The sequence below is a fragment of the Nostoc sp. C052 genome (assembly GCF_013393905.1).
Classification (GTDB): domain Bacteria; phylum Cyanobacteriota; class Cyanobacteriia; order Cyanobacteriales; family Nostocaceae; genus Nostoc.
Genome location: NZ_CP040272.1, coordinates 5,644,122 through 5,662,602, shown reverse-complemented (window position 1 = coordinate 5,662,602; position 18,481 = coordinate 5,644,122). Strand labels below are relative to the sequence as shown.

Annotated in this window: 16 protein-coding genes; 10 read left to right on the top strand and 6 right to left on the bottom strand. The window is 42.9% G+C overall.

Annotation, left to right across the window (positions count from 1 at the left end):
- Window positions 1-19 precede the first annotated feature (19 nt).
- Window positions 20-199: a high light inducible protein gene (locus tag FD723_RS23410; RefSeq protein WP_069071239.1), complete on the top strand. Its 180-nt coding sequence runs from the start codon at window positions 20-22 to the stop codon at window positions 197-199.
- Window positions 200-301: 102 nt separating this feature from the next.
- On the opposite strand, the gene FD723_RS23405 is transcribed toward FD723_RS23410, so the two are convergent.
- Both FD723_RS23405 and FD723_RS23400 read right to left on the bottom strand, forming a co-directional pair.
- Complete coding sequence (locus FD723_RS23405; RefSeq protein WP_179067506.1) at window positions 302-1,393, bottom strand: hypothetical protein; 1,092 nt, start codon at window positions 1,391-1,393, stop codon at window positions 302-304.
- 158 nt (window positions 1,394-1,551) lie between these two features.
- The gene (locus FD723_RS23400; protein ID WP_256874907.1) at window positions 1,552-4,527 is read right to left on the bottom strand and encodes a molecular chaperone; all 2,976 of its coding nucleotides are present in this window, start codon (window positions 4,525-4,527) and stop codon (window positions 1,552-1,554) included.
- Between the two features lie 320 nt (window positions 4,528-4,847).
- On the opposite strand from FD723_RS23400, the gene FD723_RS23390 reads away from it, so the two are divergent.
- Window positions 4,848-5,501: an RNA ligase family protein gene (locus tag FD723_RS23390; protein WP_179067504.1), complete on the top strand. Its 654-nt coding sequence runs from the start codon at window positions 4,848-4,850 to the stop codon at window positions 5,499-5,501.
- A 309-nt stretch (window positions 5,502-5,810) separates the two neighbouring features.
- Window positions 5,811-6,806, top strand: a complete 996-nt coding sequence (locus FD723_RS23385; protein WP_179067503.1) for a folate-binding protein YgfZ — start codon at window positions 5,811-5,813, stop codon at window positions 6,804-6,806.
- A 52-nt stretch (window positions 6,807-6,858) separates the two neighbouring features.
- Here the strand turns inward: FD723_RS23385 and FD723_RS23380 are convergent, their stop codons facing one another.
- The 3 genes from FD723_RS23380 to FD723_RS23370 form a co-directional block, all read right to left on the bottom strand.
- Window positions 6,859-7,821: a DUF5331 domain-containing protein gene (locus tag FD723_RS23380; RefSeq protein ID WP_179067502.1), complete on the bottom strand. Its 963-nt coding sequence runs from the start codon at window positions 7,819-7,821 to the stop codon at window positions 6,859-6,861.
- Between the two features lie 42 nt (window positions 7,822-7,863).
- A complete protein-coding gene (locus tag FD723_RS23375; RefSeq protein ID WP_179067501.1) occupies window positions 7,864-8,202 on the bottom strand; it encodes a ferredoxin in 339 nt (112 codons plus the stop codon).
- Window positions 8,203-8,268: 66 nt separating this feature from the next.
- Window positions 8,269-9,243, bottom strand: coding sequence for a cysteine synthase A (locus FD723_RS23370; protein ID WP_179067500.1), 975 nt, complete (start codon window positions 9,241-9,243; stop codon window positions 8,269-8,271).
- Between the two features lie 287 nt (window positions 9,244-9,530).
- Here FD723_RS23370 and FD723_RS23365 point away from each other — a divergent pair, with 287 nt between their 5' ends.
- The 3 genes from FD723_RS23365 to FD723_RS23355 all read left to right on the top strand — a co-directional run bounded on the left by FD723_RS23365 (window position 9,531) and on the right by FD723_RS23355 (window position 10,478).
- Window positions 9,531-9,749, top strand: a complete 219-nt coding sequence (locus FD723_RS23365; RefSeq protein WP_179067499.1) for a DUF433 domain-containing protein — start codon at window positions 9,531-9,533, stop codon at window positions 9,747-9,749.
- A 69-nt stretch (window positions 9,750-9,818) separates the two neighbouring features.
- Window positions 9,819-10,049: a type II toxin-antitoxin system VapB family antitoxin gene (locus FD723_RS23360; RefSeq protein WP_179067498.1), complete on the top strand. Its 231-nt coding sequence runs from the start codon at window positions 9,819-9,821 to the stop codon at window positions 10,047-10,049.
- A 27-nt stretch (window positions 10,050-10,076) separates the two neighbouring features.
- A complete protein-coding gene (locus FD723_RS23355; RefSeq protein WP_179067497.1) occupies window positions 10,077-10,478 on the top strand; it encodes a type II toxin-antitoxin system VapC family toxin in 402 nt (133 codons plus the stop codon).
- 46 nt (window positions 10,479-10,524) lie between these two features.
- Here FD723_RS23355 and FD723_RS23350 read toward each other — a convergent pair whose 3' ends face one another.
- Window positions 10,525-14,820, bottom strand: coding sequence for a tetratricopeptide repeat protein (locus tag FD723_RS23350; RefSeq protein WP_179067496.1), 4,296 nt, complete (start codon window positions 14,818-14,820; stop codon window positions 10,525-10,527).
- Between FD723_RS23350 and FD723_RS23345 the strand changes: the two genes are divergently transcribed.
- The 4 genes from FD723_RS23345 (at window position 14,819) to FD723_RS23330 (ending at window position 18,358) form a co-directional block, all read left to right on the top strand.
- On the top strand, window positions 14,819-15,007 hold the full coding sequence (locus FD723_RS23345; RefSeq protein WP_179067495.1) for a hypothetical protein: 189 nt from the start codon (window positions 14,819-14,821) through the stop codon (window positions 15,005-15,007). The genes FD723_RS23350 and FD723_RS23345 overlap by 2 nt on opposite strands.
- Before the next feature lie 330 nt (window positions 15,008-15,337).
- Entirely contained in the window at window positions 15,338-15,733 is a 396-nt protein-coding gene (locus FD723_RS23340) for a hypothetical protein (RefSeq protein ID WP_179067494.1), read from the top strand.
- A 200-nt stretch (window positions 15,734-15,933) separates the two neighbouring features.
- On the top strand, window positions 15,934-16,260 hold the full coding sequence (locus tag FD723_RS23335) for a DUF3040 domain-containing protein (RefSeq protein WP_179067493.1): 327 nt from the start codon (window positions 15,934-15,936) through the stop codon (window positions 16,258-16,260).
- A gap of 16 nt (window positions 16,261-16,276) precedes the next feature.
- Window positions 16,277-18,358, top strand: a complete 2,082-nt coding sequence (locus FD723_RS23330; RefSeq protein WP_179067492.1) for a dynamin family protein — start codon at window positions 16,277-16,279, stop codon at window positions 18,356-18,358.
- The last annotated feature ends 123 nt before the right edge of the window (window positions 18,359-18,481 follow it).

The following is an 18,481-nucleotide window of genomic DNA, read 5'->3' as shown; positions in this document are numbered from 1 at the left end:
AAAGCTCGGAGTATTATTTATGGCAGACGTTAAGAAGACTACGCCTTCAGTTTCAGAAGATCCTAATGCTTTGCGCTGGGGCTTCACTCCTCAGAGCGAAAACTGGAACGGTCGTTTTGCAATGATTGGTTTTTTATCTGCTGTTGCGCTTGAAGTATTTTCTGGTCAAGGGATTTTACACTTCTGGGGCATCCTTTAAATTTAAACGTTTTTACCTTCATTAGATTATGAGGCAAGGCGGGGATTAGTAAAATTGTCTGCCTTGCCTCATAATCTCAAGAATTAGAAAAGTTGCTAGCATCTAACGTGATGAGCGAAATATTACACGCCCTGGAGATTCCTCTTGATTGATTCGCGCATACACTCGAAGACAAGTTAAGACTTCGCTAGGAATACCACCACAGTCTAGTTGTAAGTCATCCTTGGATAAAGCACAGATATCTGCATAAAGTCCCGATAATTGGCGAATTCGCACTTCATTACCTGCATTAATAGCTTCATCAGCGACTTTCTTCAGGATGCGCCGTGATTCATGTTGTAGCTTTCCCCACCAAGAATAGCGTTCAGCCGGTGGTACGAATACTAGGGAATGTATCGCTTCATCCATATCAATCCAGGCACGGAGAATTGATAGGGGATCGGTGTTTTTTTCTGCTTTTTGGGTGCGTTGGAAGCGATCACTTAAAGCCTCAATGTATTGATCGCGCTGTTCTGGTTTGGAGTGTAAGGAAATAACATCGAAGCTAAAAACGCTCTTTAAAGCATGATGTAAATCTGGGTCTATTTCGATAAAATTCATATATAAAAATAGAAATGCCGCTGGTAAATCGGATGCATTTCCTTGGGGAATTTTAGAATTTGAAAGTGCTTGTTGATACAAGCTTAATCCCTGAGTTTGAACAGTACCACTAAGTCCTGGGTAGATAATTTCGTCGCGGATAAAGGGAAGTTGAAAGAGATTAGAATTATCTGCGATCGCACCAACTTCTTGAGCCAGATCCAAGGTACGCTGTTGCCAAGATGCAGCTAAATCCTCTGGGACTCGTAGCAGTTTGCGTTGAATTTCATTCCACAAATCTGAATCTGTTTGGCTTTGCAGTTGGGAATTACCCAGATAATAACTGAGTTCTGAGTCAGAATCAAAAGCTTCTCGGAGGTGATTTAGTTTTAACTCATCTGGCGGATCTTCCCAACCAGTATGTTGCTGTGGCGGCGCAGGTTGCAACAGGTTATGAAGTTCTTGCAGCACCTCATCGCATATTTTAGATCCTGGATCTAGTGGTAATTCTGTGCGAGCCTGATTTAAAGTCGCCTCTAGTCCATACAAACTAAACCGCAGTAATTGGGCTAACTCTGAGTTTTCTATCTCTAATAATTGACGCAAGTACTGCATAAATATCACCTCCAAATATACTTGGCAAACCTCTGCGCCCCTACCCTGCGGGAAGGCGAAAGCGCCTATGCGTTTACTCCGCGCCCCTCTGTGTTTAAAAATATTAATTTTTTTTAACGCAGAGGAACGCAAAGGTTAACGCAGAGGAACACAGGGGTTTAATGTATGCCGCAAAAGGGATCGCGTTCTTTATCAACTTCATTAGGTTGTAACTCTAATTCAGCACGATAAACACATCCTTCTTCCTTCAAGCATTCTTGATTTTGTGATGTCCAGTAAGGGACTTCACCAGCGTGCATCCTTAGAATACCTTGATCGTCGAGAGTTACACGATATTGGCAAGGGTAATCTGTGATTATATCTGGTTTACTAAGTGCGCCAATTCTTATCCATTTTTTACTGTTTGTTTCGGCATCTGTTTGATAAACATAGAAGGTGTGCTGTCCAGTTTGTGGGAAGGGAGGTAAGGGATTACTAATTAACCCAATTCCTGGTTGCGTTACACCATCGCGCAAATAGTGAAATTTGTGAAATGTTCTACTACCATCATTTCCGACTTCAAACACAAGATGATAGGCATCTGGTTGATCTACGGTTGCTGACTCAATAACATTGACGGCAATATCACCATCATTCAAGTCTTTATTGACGCGTTCTACAGCAATATTCCAGTTTAATTTACCATCAGAAAATAACGCTGAAGTTTCTGAAACTACCGATTCTAAATCAATACCAGAAATATCAATCAAATAATGGGGATTTCCCTGACAAAGCAATACATTAAATTCGAGGGTTTGGTCAATTTCAAACTGGACTTTGATTTTTTTCAGAAACTCTGCTTCTTGCATCTCCAGTTTATTCATGAGGTTTTTACCGTCAAAGCTTCCCCAAAGCCGTAAATCTCCCTCTTCGTAATCTTGACGGTAGATAATGTTAGTTAATTGTATGCCTTGCCAATGAGTACGAACTTTGGCAGCAGTTTCCCAAGGTGCGAGTTGATAGAGTTCTTGTCCGGCTTTGAATATAGTTAGTAAATCGTTGCTTTGGGTTTTGCGTTTGAAGTTGCAGGGCAAATAATAAAACAGGTTTTTGACATCAATTTCTAGCTGGTTGGCTCCCTTACGCAGCAAGCTTTTAGACTCTTCTGGATCGAATCTCAATCTTCGTAACTTTTCGGCATAACAAGCACCGGCAGAGGTGGCTAGTTTGGTAAATTCCAACACAAAAGTAATCCGTTCTGGATTCCAGACAAAATATGGAGACTTACTAAATTCTTGGTAGATTTGGCGCTGTACTATGTCTAAATTACAAGTTTTACCAGACAAAATTAACCAATCGACTTTTTGGGAATTCCAAGAATCTTTGGTGAGATCATCAGGACGCAAACGACTTTCCATTAATCCTTTGGCAATTCCGATCGCTTCTTTAATTCCAGATGCAGCGGCTCGTTCAAATTGCTGGTTATTTAAGGTGATGCAGATGTTATTTGGATCTTGAACTTGTAATTTTACGGCGCTTTGGGTAAGCAATTCAGAAATTTGCTGCTCAGAAAGTGTGAAGGTTAATAGAGAATTCTCTGCTGGTGGCTTTTGCCCAAGTTTAAGTTTAGCTGCTTCTGCATAATCCCAGAGAATATAAAAGGATTGTAGGCGTTGGGGTGCTTGTTGCCAACGGGTGGGCAATACTTTTTCGGCAGTATCTAGAGCATCTTTGTAAGAAATATCGCCTTCTGGATTCTCTCTATCCAGACATTTTAAAAGACTGCCAGTTTTGAATTTACCTTGTTCTAAAAAGCGCTCGTTTAACTCAGAGTTAATTAAATCTTCTAGCTTTTCGTTTTCGATACCACCTGTTGTTACTGCTGTCAACAAAAAATCTGCGATCGCAACTTTTAATAATCTAAAAATTCGCAGTGTAATTAACTCACCACCTAGCTGTAAATGACCAGATGAACCTAATAGTTTGGGAGTAAGTTTATAGTAACGTCCTCCTAAACCTCGGTCTTCATAATCGGCAAAATTAGGAGTTTTATCTTCTAAAGTCAGTTCAATTAAAGCTAAGTCTGTGGTTCCCCCACCAATATCCAAGACGAGGACATTTTGTGACCATTTGTTTCCTACTTGACGGCAACGGGTTTTGAATGATTCGATCCCAATGTTGAGATTACCGCCAAATTCTCGCCATAAAAAGAATATTGCCACAGAAACGGCTTCATCATAAGCAGTTTGTACATCATCGATTCCCAACTGCTCAACTAATTCTCTAACTTCTTTACGAACAACTGGTGGGGCAACTGTTGGGTAGGTGACAACTGCTGTTAAAAAGTCTCCCTCAGAAAATCTGCGTCGTGCGTGTTGGCGGTAGTCTTCAGTTAACTCGATTAAATGCGCCCAAGCAGATTGAATTAACTGATTTGCGGTAATTGTTTCTTCTTCACCATCTAAAATAACTGAAAACGATCGCTCCTGGCCAAAATAGCGTTTGGGTGAATGGTGAAACCTGCTGATAATTTCCTTTAGAGAACCGCTTGTACCTTGAGCGATCGCTTTTTTGCGGTTATCTCTAGCTTCCCTACCCATCCGTAGTTTTAAATCCCCTAAGTGCGAAATTTCCGACTCGCTGGGAATTTCTGTATCGCGGCGATCGATATCCAACACAACTGGGATCAGATTTTGCGACTCTAGGGTAGGGACGCGGAATACCTCATGATAAATTTGGTAAAGTTTTTTGCTGACAGCCCGGCGGAACCTCTCGCTGTTTCCTAAAGAAAGTTCAATTTGGCGAATTGCTTCCAAAAATCGCTCTTTATTATCACTTTCAAAAACTTCACTCAATCGGCTGGGTTCTATCTCCAAATTTTTGCTAATTTCTGTGACAAACTTCGCCCAATCATCAGTACTGACATCTGGTAAAGCTATAGAGGCGGGAGAACTGAGCCATTGCGATAAGCGATCGCGCAACCGAATTTCTTGTTCTTTCGGTAAAATTTCTGCGATCGGTACTTCAATTGGATCGAAAAGTGTGACTGTGGAATTAGACGTACCAAAATCTAAAGCAAACCATCCCGGAAATCTTTTTTGTTGTTTCTCACTTGGTTCGCGATCAGTATAGTTGTTCAATTGGAAAGGGTTCATTATAGTATCACTTTCTGTTGTTTATTTTATAGCTGTGATAGATTTTGGAGACAAGAGGCCGGCTGCACACTGAAATTATATTTCTCTTATCATAGGAGCAATCATTCTGTGGAGTTCTCTATGTGACTCGTAAGTGAGGGAGTGCTGATTGGTCAGCCCACCGATCAACCAAGGCGATCGCCAAACCATCAAACCTCCCAAAATGATCAAAAACCCCTGATCTTGGCTATTGGATTGACACTGGTGGCGTTGTTAAACCTGGTGCCATCTACATTTTTCTAATCACTTATAATACAAGTGATTTCCAGTTTTTTCATCCAATGGCACGAGTACAACTTGTTTATCCTAAAATCCCAGATAGCAAAAATTGTCCTTGGGAGCATTGTATAGCTTTCGAGAAATATGATGGTACAAATCTCCACTGGGTTTGGGAATCAGAGCTTGGATGGTATGCCTTTGGTACACGTCGAGATCGGTTTGATTTGGATGATATGGGGATTGCACAATTCAACAAAGCACATCCAGGTTTAGAAGAAGCTCCTGAGATTTTTAACAGAAATTTTGCCGCCTCTTTAGAAAGAGTATTTCAAGAAAAATTGAATTGTCAATACCCTGAAATTACTGTGTTTACAGAGTTTCTGGGGACTAACTCTTTTGCAGGAATGCATCGAAGAGATGACCCAAAACAACTAATTCTCTTTGATGTCCAAATAGATAAATATATTATTACTCCCGAACAATTTATTCAATATTTTAGCCAATTACACATTGCACGGGTTGTTTATCGTGGTAAGATTACAGGCCAATTTATTGATGATATTCGAGAAGGTAAATATAGTGTAGCTGAAGGTGTTATCTGTAAAGGAGGTGGCAGCAACGGTAATAACGGATGGATGGTAAAAATTAAAACCTATGCTTATATGAATAAATTACAACAAGCTTTCAAGGATGATTGGAAGACATATTGGGAATAAGGAAACTGGCTTTAAGTAATCCCCTATGTGATTAAAAAAGAGGCAAGGGAGCAGGAAGCAGGGGAGAAGGAACAGAAAGGGGAGATTCGACCCCACCTGTTGCGTTAGCTTCCCGCAGGATATGAGAACCACTTAACTCTGATTGGGGGATGTAAGAACATGTTCCCCCCCTTGATTCTACGCAGGAGTCAGGGGTTATTTCCCCCCTCTCCCTGCCCCCTTCTCCCTGCCTCTTCGTTGAAGCTGCAAACGCTTATTTGCTAAGATTTCCAGTGCGACAACATTGAAACAGGGCAACTTCTCATCACCATGCCAACATCTACAATTGACGATCAAGACGCAGCAGCTATCGAAGCCGCCAGAGTTGGGGTTGCAATATGCGATCGCACCGCCTGGGGACGCATCAAAGTGTCTGGCGACGATCGCCTCAATTTCTTACACAATCAAAGTACTAACAATTTCCAAATACTCAAGCCAGGACAAGGTTGTGATACGGTTTTTGTCACTTCCACAGCCAGAACAATTGATTTAGCAACCGCCTACGTGAGAGAAGACGCGGTAATCTTGCTGGTTTCGCCCAACCGCCGCCAGTTTCTTATGGAATGGCTAGATAAATATATTTTCTTTGCCGACAAGGTGGAATTATCTGATATTACACAATACACCAACACTTTCAGCCTCATTGGCCCAGGAAGTGATGCTGTTTTAGAAAAGCTGGGTATTGGCGAACTCATTGGTCAACCTTATGGTAGTCACAAAGTATATACAATTGCTCCTGCCGAGGGAGTGCGGATTGCTGTGGGTAGCGGGTTAGCTGCTCCCGGATACACGTTGACTTTCCCCTATACTGACAAAGCAACAGTATGGAATAAATTGTTAGAAGCTGGGGCAGTCGAGATGAGCGATCGCGCCTGGGATACTTTGCGAATCTTACAAGGACGCCCAGCCCCAGATTCGGAACTCACAGATGATTACAATCCCCTGGAAGTTGGTTTGTGGCAAACAATTTCTTTTAATAAAGGTTGTTATATTGGGCAAGAAACCATTGCTCGGTTAAATACATATAAAGGTGTAAAACAACACCTTTTTGGGATACATCTCAGTGCCCCTGCGGAAGTAGGAAGTGCGATCGCCATTGGAGATGAAAAGGTCGGCAAACTTACCAGTTACACAGAAACCGCTGATGGTTACTTTGGACTAGGTTACATTCGCACTAAAGCTGGTGGCGTAGGCTTAAAAGTCCAAGTAGGAGAAACTGAGGGTGAAATAGTAGAAATCCCCTTTGTCTCTCACGAGTATCCATAATTGGTAATTGCTTGGGGTCTAAGTCCCCAATCCCCAGTTCCCAATCCCCATTTCAAATCAAAATATCCTCTTTCCCATCCCATTTAGTACCTTGACAAAATTCATCTACCCAAGAAGCTAGATTACGGGCATTAGTGGTTGGTAAATTCACTTTGCTTTTAACTTCTTGTGGTGGAATATTCTGATGTTTACCGTTGCTTTTAAGCTCAGTAGTAATTGCTAGCGATCGCACTGGTTTACCATTACTGTTAATCTCAGTGGTAATTGCCAGCAATGCGCCTACAGGGATTCGGGCAGATGCCGCGTTGCTCTTAGCCTCTGTAGCTAATGCCACAGATGGCATAGTTTTAGCTTTGCTGTTAACCTCAGCAGTCATTGTCAGCGAGGTTCCTGAAGGGAGGCGTTCAAGGGGCGATGTCTGACGATAAGCTGCAAAGCTGCTACGTAGTGGTTGATATTCGCTTAGAAAACTGGAGGATGGCGTTTTTACCGGAGTATCTGGAGCAATTTTAGTAGCAAATGTAACTACCAACTCAGGTTTGCGTGTGCGAACTACCTCCGTTGTAGCCGTAACTGATGGCACAAGTTGATCGGTGCGTGGCGACTTGGAGTCTAGAGTCTTAGCAGAAGAATCAGGTGCAATCTTGGTAGCAGTTACAACCGATGACAGATGTTTATCCTCAGAATACTTCTCATCTGGCGACTCGTTTTCAGCTTGGCTTGTAGCCATAGAATACTCTGATTTTATTAAACGTAACTCTTTGTCAGGATTAAAGTTAAGACCTAAAGCGGTGACTATTTTATCTGGATCGTTATTCAGATCCATCATAAAAGAAAGTATTTCATCAAACTGAGGTTCCAAAACAGACAGTGTTGCCAAAATAAAACCGGACAAAGGACGACGCAAACCATCGTAAGTGCCCCAAATTCGCATTTTGACCAACCAGGGAATATTTTGCTCGTAGTAACTCAGCCACTTTTGTTTTAAGGATTGACGCAGCTGTTGGATATTCATTGGATGCCTCGCTTCAGTCAACAAGATTGCAGACATTGATATTTAGTTTGATTTTTGGGGATGAAACCGATAATAGAGCATCTGTTTGACTATTTGACCACCTAGCAAATGATGTTCTACCAGTAGAGATACTTCATCTGGTTGAATGCCGCTATACCAGATCATATCGGGTAATACCAGCACCATCGGCCCATTGCCACATTGTCCCAAACAGCTGCTAGCCATTACCGTTACATCAGGGATTGGCAAAGCTGCAAAAGCGGCTAATACCTTGGCTGCACCTTGCTTTTTACAAGTGCGATTTTGACAAACTTGCACACATCTAGGAGAAAATGGTTCCTCTCTTGTGGAGAAGTTTGATGATTGAGTTATGTTGTTCATTTGTTTTTTGTCCTTTGTCATTTGTCAAAAGTCGGAAACTAATGACCAATGACTAATGACCAATGACTAATCTATTGAAAGTCCTTTTGAGGCTAGCCATTCCGGGTTAAATATCCGCGACTGATACCGAGAACCACTATCACATAAGATGGTGACAATGGTATGTCCTGGGCCCAACTGCTTTGCTAAGGCAACAGCTGCCCCAACATTAATACCCGTTGAACCGCCCATTAATAGCCCATCTTTCCTCAGCAGTTGGTAAACTACCCGCAAAGCTTCTTTGTCATCTATTTGAATGGCATCGTCAGCAGGTGCGCCTTCCATATTGGCTGTGACACGACTGTTACCAATGCCTTCGGTGATGGAATTCCCTTCTATCTTGATTTCGCCAGTTTTCACATAGCTATAAAGTCCACTACCCAGAGGATCGGCAACAACGCATTTAACCGCCGGATTTTGTTCTTTCAAGTACAACGCCACACCAGCAAAAGTACCACCAGTACCAGTTGCAGCTGTCCATCCATCTATTTTACCATCTGTTTGGGCCCAAATTTCTGGTCCTGTGGTTTCGTAGTGGGCGCGGCGGTTAGCTAAGTTATCAAACTGATTTGCCCAAATGGCATTTTCTAACTCAGCAGCAACTCTGCCAGATAGTTTGACGTAGTTGTTCGGGTCTTTGTAGGGTACAGCAGGGACGGGACGAACTTCTGCGCCTAGTGCTGTCATTGCGTCTATTTTTTCTTGTGACTGGGTATCGGGAATGATAATTAGACATTTGTAGCCTTTGGCGTTGCAAATATGAGCTAGTCCAATGCCAGTATTACCAGCGGTTCCTTCGACAACCGTGCCACCAGGTTTGAGTAAACCTTTCTCTTCTGCATCTTCAATAATGTAAAGTGCGGCGCGGTCTTTGACGGAACCGCCAGGATTGAGAAATTCTGCTTTAGCAAGGATTTCACACCCTGTTTCTTCGCTGAAGCTGTTTAAGCGAATCAGAGGTGTGTTACCAACAGTGCCGACGAAGCCATTTTTAATATCCATTTTGACTGTACCTGTGTGAGTATCTATAAAAATTTTGGCTTATAGCGATCGCATAATTTACAACTGATTAGCCTAAAATCCCATATCGCATTTCCCCACTCGGTAATCCAATAATAATCATAGTTGCCTAAGCGATCGCATCTAGCAGTGTGATATTGAGGGATTGCATAACCTGGTTATATTGTCAGCAATTAATTTAAGATTAGCGCGATCGCATCCCCTCTTCACCAAGCCAACCAATCATCATCCTGTGCAACAATAGCTGTAGCTTAGTCGGAGTACAAACTATGGACTGGCAACAGTACATTCATTCAGACCCCAAAATTTTGCTGGGTAAGCCGACTGTCAAAGGAACTCGTTTATCTGTAGAGTTCTTATTGGGTTTGTTTGCAGCAGGATGGACAGAACAACAAGTGGTAGAAAACTATCCTACTCTAACCTCAGAAGCATTAAGGGCAGTATTTGCTTTTACAGCAGAGTGTATGCGTGAAGAATCTTTTCTATAAGTATGCAATAAGCTTAAAAAAATTATTCAGATTGCATAAATTGTATTTTACACAACCGAGGACAAAGCGATGACCATTATCACAATAGATGATGAACTAATTAATGAAATTATCGCAGTCAGTGACTATAAAAATCCACAGGAAGCAGTCATTAAAATATTATGCAATTACTTGCAGCAACAAAAAAAAGAACTGCCTTTATTTGAGCGACTACGTTTTATAGACGACGAATCTGCTGAAGATGATATCGCCTCGTTGTTTGAACGTGATAGAGACACAGGTAGGAATTTTGAACTATGACTTATCTATCTAATAGACACCTGTGTAATGTCTGAGTTTGTTAAAAAAGCTCCCAACCCCCAAGTTAGTCAATGGTTAAATCAGCAACCGATTGAACAACTATTTTTAAGTAGTATTACTATCGCTGAAATAAAAAAAGGGATTTATAAGATCCAAGACTCACAACCTGAACGATATCAAAAACTAAAAATATGGCTGCAAAGAGTAGAAATTGAATTTACCTCTCATATTTTACCGCTAACTGATGATATTTTAGATAATTGGGCAAAATTTTCTGCAAATGCCGAATTGAAAGGTAAAAAATTAGCTGTAATGGATAGTCTAATTGCCGCAACAGCACATCATCATAAATTAACTTTAGTTACCCGTAATGTTGATGATTTTAAACTGACACCAGTTAAAATTATGAATCCTTACAGTCTTGTGTAAATTATGACCACCCAACCCGGTATTGAGCCGAGATATTCGCACTTCCTCACTCCCCCACAACCTGACTGGGGTCAAACAACCACCCATCGCCGACTATTTCCTCTAGGCGTTGATTGAGTCGGGGGAGGAAATATTCTGGATCGTTTAGCCGTTGCTGGACAAACCAATTATCAAACGCTTCCTGCGTCTCAATTCCTTGGGCACCCGCTGCCCCTGATACAATCTTGACACTAAGCTCTCGGAGTTCCTCTAACTGGGGATGACCTTCACCTTGGTATTTGCAAAAGTACATTGCCGTTGCACCTAGCACAGCTTCTAGTTCATCACCTTGAGGCACTACATTAAATAAAACACGGATTAGGTTAATGGTATTTGCTAAGGGCGCTTGAATTCTCAGCGTCAGCCACATTGCTTGAGCTAAGTAAACCAAACGGTTGCTTTCATCTGCTACGCCTAAATTACCTAGAACTTTTACCAAATCACCATAAGCATGAACTTGTGCAAGAGCTAAAGCCGCTTGCAGATTTAGCTCTAACTGCCTAGCTTTATCTCCAGTTTCACCTGCCCAATAAGCCATATTGGCTAGGGTAGTGGCTTGACCTTTGACATCGCGTATCTGCTCAAATATTTCCAAGGATTGCTCCCACAGTGCGATCGCTTTTGCGATGTCCCCTTGTCGGCGGAATACCAGTGCCATGTTGCTGAGGGTAGCGGCTTTGCCTTTGACATTGCCTATCTGCTCATCTATTTCTAAACATTGCTCCCACAGTGCGATCGCTTTTGCGATGTCCCCTTGGTGGGCGAATTGCAGTGCCATGTTGTTGAGGGTAGTGGCTTTACCTTTGACATCGCCTATCTGCTCTTGGATTTCCAAGGATTGCTCCCAGAGTGCGATTGCTCTAGCGATGTCCCCTTGGTGGGCGAATTGCAATGCCATGTTGTTGAGGGTAGTGGCTTTACCTTTGACATCGCCTATCTGCTCTTGGATTTCCAAGGATTGCTCCCAGAGTGCGATCGCTTTTGCGATGTCCCCTTGGTGGGCGAATTGCAGTGCCATGTTGTTGAGGGTAGTGGCTTTACCTTTGACATCGCCTATCTGCTCTTGGATTTCCAAGGATTGCTCCCAGAGTGCGATTGCTCTAGCGATGTCCCCTTGGTGGGCGAATTGCAGTGCCATGTTGTTGAGGGTAGTGGCTTTACCTTTGACATCGCCTATCTGCTCTTGGATTTCCAAGGATTGCTCCCAGAGTGCGATTGCTCTAGCGATGTCCCCTTGGTGGGCGAATTGCAGTGCCATGTTGTTGAGGGTAGTGGCTTTACCTTTGACATCGCCTATCTGCTCTTGGATTTCCAAGGATTGCTCCCAGAGTGCGATTGCTCTAGCGATGTCCCCTTGGTGGGCGAATTGCAGTGCCATGTTGTTGAGGGTAGTGGCTTTACCTTCGACTTCGCCTATCTGCTCATCTATTTCTAAACATTGCTCCCACAGTGCGATCGCTCTGGCGATGTCTCCTTGTCGAGCGATTTGCAATGCCATGTTGTTGAGAGTAGTGGCTTTACCTTTGACATCGCCTATCTGCTCTTGGATTTCCAAGGATTGCTCCCAGAGTGCGATTGCTCTAGCGATGTCCCCTTGGTGGGCGAATTGCAGTGCCATGTTGTTGAGGGTAGTGGCTTTACCTTTGACTTCGCCTATCTGCTGACATATTTCCAAGGATTGCTCCCAGAGTGCGATCGCTCTTGCGATGTCCCCTTGTTGGGCGAATTGCAGTGCCATGTTGTTGAGGGTAGCAGCTTTTCTTATTAATTCCTCTTCAGGGCAAAGGTCTAAAGCTTGCTGATAATGGGTAACAGCCTCTTGCACAAAACCCAAAACCTCTTCTGCACGGGCGACAGTTCCTAAGATGCGGTAGTCTTGGAAAACTGCCAAAATTTGCTCACATAAATCTAAAGCTTCCACAAACCGGGAATTATTCACCCAATGGGTTGCAATCCTATCCCCAATGCTGACGGCAATTTCTTGCTCTTTCGCCAGCAGTCCCAAACGCACAATTTCCAGTGCTTCTGTTTCCATGAGGTTTTCATTGCACCAAGCTTGATGGATTTTCTTCACCCCCTGCTGTCGCGTTGCAAGCCATTCGTCCTCACTCAAAACCGCTTCTAACAACGGTTCTAAAATTATCGTCACTCGGTAATTAGCTGGTTGTGTGGCGTGAGTGGTAGCGGACTCGACTAGACTGAGACTGACAAGCTTTTGCAGAGGTGGGGAAGTAGGGGAAATAGCGTTGATAATTTCCACACTCACGGGTAAGTGAAACACACTCAACCTAGCGAGAAACTTTTTTTCCTCCACCTCCAAAGCATCCAGCAGAGTTTGCGCCAAGATATTTTCCCGGAATTTCTGCTCAGTCGCCTCCAACTGATTGAGTAATTCATCCGTCGCTAATCCTGGCTGCTGCATCACCTCTAACAGCCACTTCAGCAAGCGGGGATTCCCATCAGCAATGTGGATAATTCGCTGAGTTTTTAACTGTTGCCTAACTTCCTTATCTAAGGGAAAGCAGATTTTATCAATATCACTGCTGTTCATCCCCGCCAAAGATTCCAAGTGCAGGCGGTGGGGTGGTAAGGTATCCTCTTTCAAATAGCGACAGGTGACAATCAGCCGACTTTCTGCCCCGGTTTCTGCCAACGCCGCACAAATCGCCGCTAAAATTTTGTAAGCTCCTGTCGTCATCCGCAGTGAGCCATCTTCAATGTTAGCCGTGGGGATGTTTTGCTCAAAGTCATCCAGCACCAGTAGCAAGGGTTGATTGTGTTCTTGTTCAATCGCTTCAAAAAAGTTTTGCAACCGCCCTTTCAAAGACACCTTTGGTTCATTCAACAGTGCGGGGACATCTGCAAACCGCTCATACTTATTAGAAAGCTTATTCAGCAAACCCCACTCATCCAGAGGGCCAATCAACACAACTCGCGCAAAATTAGGACGCTGCGCCTGCACCCGTGTACATAACCGCGCCGCCAGGGTACTTTTCCCCAGTCCCCCCATCCCGGCAATAAATACGCCAATTTGGTCGCTGGTTTCCCGCAAAGCCTTGAGACACCGTTGCAAAGATCGTCTGCGTCCCACAAACTCAAACTGACTGGCAACTTTAATTTGATTATGCTCATCCAGAAATTCTTGCTCTGGCGGTGTAAACTTCAGCTTTTCCCGGTGCTTTGTTCTCAGTGGTGTCACTAGTTCTACAATGGGGCGTGTATCTCTATACATCCGCAACAGATGCCAGTCGGCGCATTTTTGGTCAATCATCTCCAGCTGCGCCGCTTTCACAGCCGCTTCCACACTTGCCCCCGTCGCCAAAGCTTGATAAAGTGCCTGTGCTGCCACAATACCTGTACGGTCATACACTGGACGCGCCCAGCCTAAAACTATACCCGCCCCCGCCTTCACCAACGCCTGCGCCATTGAGGGAACTGTCCCCTGATTCGGAACCTGTCCCGTATGACAACCAGAGAGAAAAGTTACACGCGGCCAGCGTCCGCGAAAGGCTTTAGCTAAATCATTGGCGGTAGTTAGTTGGATATTCCCCACCTCATCCTCGGTGATGAAGCAGGGGGTATTATCTGGCAGAGTTACACCTGTTGGCAGCAAATAACCATAAGATTTTTTGGTATAAATTATCCCGTGTCCCGTGAGGTGAAAGACATCAAAATGATCTTCTGGGTAGGATTTCACCAAATTAGCCAACTCAGCAACCGAGCCACTTTCCTCAACAATCAATGCCAAGGGCTGATCCTTGGTTGCTTGTAAAATATTCGCTTCTTCCCGCTCAAAATCCAATAACGGCACATTGGGATCTTCCGGTGAAGTCGCCATAAACAGCAACCGTAACGGGCGATTTTGCACGCCAATCACTTGGGTTTGACGCTGCTGCACTGAACGCACAGGCAAAACGGAAAGATTCTGGCGTTCTATTAAAAACCCTGCACCATCATGTAGCAATTCCCAAGGCAAATGTGCCAATCCCAACGCTACACGTTCTGTTTCCGGGTTCAACCCCTGCGCTTCGCTGGTTTGAATCAAATCTAGATTAATCGTTTGCTCATCCGCCTCATCCAGCGCCTTTCTCAGCCATCCCTCATTACCATCCAGCCATTGATAAAGTTGCCGTCCCAACTGGGTGAGATAAGGTAGATGATCTCTTTGTTGAGCATAATAATTTTGCTCGCACGAATCAATGAGTGCTGCCAACTCCGTTTTATCCAGGCGACGTAAGCCATAATCACAGCGCAGTTCAAAAGTTTGCTGTTGACTGAGGGCGAAGGTAAAGTTTAGGGGCATGGCTGACAGCAGGAGTTTCCAGAGTAACCTTCACCGTATTATCACCTTTTTCCTGAAATTAGCACCGATAAGCTGGTACAAATCGCATGACTGGCGAGATACTGCATTGATGCGATCGCAGTTCAACTATAAAATCAGGATAGATGGGGGCAAATCTTTGCTGTTGTTAGGGCTGTGGCTATATTAATTGTTATATTCGTTCAGAACACAAGTCCATTCTGTCAGAACACAAATCCATTCTGTCAGAATACAAGTTCATTCTGCCAGAATACAAGTTCATTCTGCCAGAACACAAGTCCATTCTGTTAGAACGCAAGTCCATTTTGCCAGAACACAAGTCTATTCTGTTAGAACACAAATCTATTCTGAACGATTTCTTGTCTAGTATCGTGCAATTACTGAGCTAGCAAGCCAATCTTATTAAAAAAAATACCTATTTTTGTAAGCTTTACTGAACCGCTACATTGTCCCATTGAGACACTCTAGAAAGATAAAGTTTAGTAAAAAGCATAGATTGATGCCACGCAAACAAAGAAGCTCTTCCGTGCTAGAAAAAACCGAAAAGAGAGTAATCGGATTTAAATCGATTGATTCTAGCCTTGACTTTGGTGATTCTATCAGTTTAGACAATTTAATCCAGTTAACCGGACAACTCCGCAACCAGATCAACCAGTATAATATGATGCTAACTGCCCTTGATTCGGCAAAGGCAAAAATAGAAACTCTTGAAAAGAACATTTGCGAAACCTCAGAACGCTTAGTTAGTGGTGTGGTGTCGAAGTATGGCAAAGATAGCCGGGAATACGAGATGACAGGCGGGGTACGCAAGAGCGATCGCATTCGTAAAGCCACTATTACCCGGTTAAAATCTACCGCAGACTCAAAAGCGGTTGCTACACAGACAATACAATGAGCGATAAGTAGGTATTATTACACCCGATACGGTTCGGATAAGATCCCCCCGCCTGGGTTGACCCCCTTAAAAAGGGGGTAAAGATCAAATTTAAATAGTAATTTTACTGGGGTTGTTAAATATTTACGTAAGTTAGTATACAGCATGATTGATAAGTAAATGCTGACATCTTTTCATTGTCTTAGACGGGATGAACACCGATGACATCTGAGAGCGATCGCCAAAAAGAACTTGAACACCGGGAACGTTTACTACGAGAACGAGAAGTTGAATTGCGACTCCGGGAAATGGAAACTGATCTCCATACTACTGATGCGGCTTTTCATCAAACTGTGAAGCATCAGCCAGAAAATTCTCAGAAACCTTGGATGCAAAAAGTGATTCTGGGTGGAAAACTGTTTGCTCTTGGTGTGGTAGCACTGGTTGCAGTAAGAATAGCCTCGGTATTGGCTGGGTTTATTATTGTTGGTGCGCTGGGGTGGATGTCTTACAAATTATTTTTGGAATCTAAAAAACCTAATCTTTAATTAAGGTGTAAATTTTATGACAAATCAGGTAGCATCTGACAGATTTATCCAAGATTTAGAGCGGGTTGCTCAAGTGCGATCGGAGATTTCTGCATGTTTGAGTAAACTGGCTGAAACAATTAATAAAGCTGAGTTAGCTGGAGATTCTTCATCAGGAAAACTCAGTTTAGAGCGAGATATTGAAGATATTACTGTAGCTAGCAAAAACCTCCGTCAAGGTGTATTTCGCCTTTTAGTTTTGGGCGATATGAAACGGGGTAAAAGCACCTTTCTCAATGCCTTAATTGGTGAAAACTTATTACCGAGTGACGTTAATCCTTGTACCGCAGTATTAACAGTTTTACGCTATGGGCCAGAAAAGAAAGTTACTATTCATTTTAATGATGGTAAAAGTCCACAGCAACTAGATTTTCAGAACTTTAAATATAAATATACCATTGATCCGGCTGAAGCGAAAAAACTAGAGCAGGAGAAAAAACAAGCATTTCCAGATGTAGATTATGCAGTAGTAGAGTATCCCTTAACGCTATTAGAAAAGGGAATCGAAATTGTCGATAGCCCAGGATTGAATGATACAGAAGCGCGAAACGAATTATCTTTAGGTTATGTAAATAACTGCCATGCAATTTTATTCGTGATGAGAGCTTCTCAACCTTGTACCTTGGGTGAGCGTCGCTACCTAGAAAATTATATTAAAGGTCGAGGATTGACGGTTTTCTTTTTAGTTAATGCTTGGGATCAGGTGCGGGAATCATTGATTGATCCTGATGATGTCGAAGAACTCAAAGCATCTGAAAATAGATTACGGCAAGTATTTCACGCGAATTTAGCAGAATATTGTACTGTAGAGGGTCAGAATATTTATGACGAACGCGTGTTTGAGCTTTCGTCAATTCAAGCACTCAGACGACGGTTGAAAAATCCCCAAGCTGATTTAGATGGGACTGGCTTTCCGAAGTTTATGGAAGCCCTTAATACTTTTCTTACCAGAGAACGTGCGATCGCAGAACTCCGTCAAGTCAGAACCTTAGCAAGACAAGCTTGCAATCATACCCGCGAAGCAGTTGCTAGACGTATACCATTACTTGACCAAGATGTAAATGAATTGAAAAAACGGATTGATTCAGTAGAACCAGAGTTTAACAAACTCACAGGTATTCGAGATCAATTCCAAAAAGAAATTATCAATACTAGAGACACTCAAGCAAGAACGATTTCTGAATCTTTCCGCAGCTACGTTTTAAATTTAGGTAATACTTTTGAAACCGATTTCTTACGCTATCAGCCAGAATTAAATCTGTTTGATTTTCTCAGTAGTGGTAAACGAGAAGCATTTAACACCGCACTGCAAAAAGCCTTTGAGCAATATATCACTGACAAATCTGCTGCTTGGACATTAACTGCTGAAAAAGATATTAATGCAGCTTTTAAAGAACTTTCTCGCAGTGCATCACAATATGGCGCATCTTATAGTCAAATCACAGATCAAATAACAGAAAAGCTTACTGGACAAGACGTAAAGGTACATACCACTACTACCAATGAAGAAGATAACTCTCCCGGCTGGGCAAAATGGGCAATGGGATTGTTATCACTCTCTAAGGGAAATCTTGCTGGCTTTGCACTAGCGGGGGCCGGATTTGATTGGAAAAATATCTTGTTAAACTACTTCACTGTAATTGGAATTGGTGGGATAATTACCGCAGTGACAGGGGTTTTACTTGGCCCAATCGGGTTTGCATTACTAGGTTTAGGAGTAGGCTTTTTACAAGCAGATCAAGCACGTAAAGAGTTAGTTAAAACGGCGAAGAAAGAGTTAGTGAAACACCTACCCCAAGTCGCACATGAGCAATCTCAGGTTGTATACAATGCTGTCAAAGAGTGTTTTGACTCTTACGAAAGAGAAGTGAGTAAGCGGATTAACGATGATATTGTATCTCGCAAATCTGAATTAGATAATTTAGTCAAGCAAAAACAAACCCGCGAAATAAATCGTGAGACTGAGTTTAAACGTTTAAAAGATTTACAAGAAGATGTAATAGCTCAGTTGCAAAAAATTGAAGCAGCCTATAGCAACCTATTAGCTTACTATAGCTAATATATCTCATTACTCTCGTTCCCAGGCTCCGCCTGGGAATGCCTACTTGGAGGCTCCGCCTCCCATAACTATAAAAATGCGAGGCGGAGCCTCAATGAATTGCATTCCCAGGCGGAGTCTGGG

Excerpts from the sequence above, each read along its gene's own strand:
- FD723_RS23410 (WP_069071239.1), top strand. The coding sequence starts at position 20 with ATGGCAGACGTTAAGAAGACTACGCCTTCAGTTTCAGAAGATCCTAAT.
- FD723_RS23405 (WP_179067506.1), bottom strand. The coding sequence starts at position 1,393 with ATGCAGTACTTGCGTCAATTATTAGAGATAGAAAACTCAGAGTTAGCC.
- FD723_RS23400 (WP_256874907.1), bottom strand. The coding sequence starts at position 4,527 with ATGAACCCTTTCCAATTGAACAACTATACTGATCGCGAACCAAGTGAG.
- FD723_RS23390 (WP_179067504.1), top strand. The coding sequence starts at position 4,848 with ATGGCACGAGTACAACTTGTTTATCCTAAAATCCCAGATAGCAAAAAT.
- FD723_RS23385 (WP_179067503.1), top strand. The coding sequence starts at position 5,811 with ATGCCAACATCTACAATTGACGATCAAGACGCAGCAGCTATCGAAGCC.
- FD723_RS23380 (WP_179067502.1), bottom strand. The coding sequence starts at position 7,821 with ATGAATATCCAACAGCTGCGTCAATCCTTAAAACAAAAGTGGCTGAGT.
- FD723_RS23375 (WP_179067501.1), bottom strand. The coding sequence starts at position 8,202 with ATGAACAACATAACTCAATCATCAAACTTCTCCACAAGAGAGGAACCA.
- FD723_RS23370 (WP_179067500.1), bottom strand. The coding sequence starts at position 9,243 with ATGGATATTAAAAATGGCTTCGTCGGCACTGTTGGTAACACACCTCTG.
- FD723_RS23365 (WP_179067499.1), top strand. The coding sequence starts at position 9,531 with ATGGACTGGCAACAGTACATTCATTCAGACCCCAAAATTTTGCTGGGT.
- FD723_RS23360 (WP_179067498.1), top strand. The coding sequence starts at position 9,819 with ATGACCATTATCACAATAGATGATGAACTAATTAATGAAATTATCGCA.
- FD723_RS23355 (WP_179067497.1), top strand. The coding sequence starts at position 10,077 with ATGTCTGAGTTTGTTAAAAAAGCTCCCAACCCCCAAGTTAGTCAATGG.
- FD723_RS23345 (WP_179067495.1), top strand. The coding sequence starts at position 14,819 with ATGGCTGACAGCAGGAGTTTCCAGAGTAACCTTCACCGTATTATCACC.
- FD723_RS23350 (WP_179067496.1), bottom strand. The coding sequence starts at position 14,820 with ATGCCCCTAAACTTTACCTTCGCCCTCAGTCAACAGCAAACTTTTGAA.
- FD723_RS23340 (WP_179067494.1), top strand. The coding sequence starts at position 15,338 with ATGCCACGCAAACAAAGAAGCTCTTCCGTGCTAGAAAAAACCGAAAAG.
- FD723_RS23335 (WP_179067493.1), top strand. The coding sequence starts at position 15,934 with ATGACATCTGAGAGCGATCGCCAAAAAGAACTTGAACACCGGGAACGT.
- FD723_RS23330 (WP_179067492.1), top strand. The coding sequence starts at position 16,277 with ATGACAAATCAGGTAGCATCTGACAGATTTATCCAAGATTTAGAGCGG.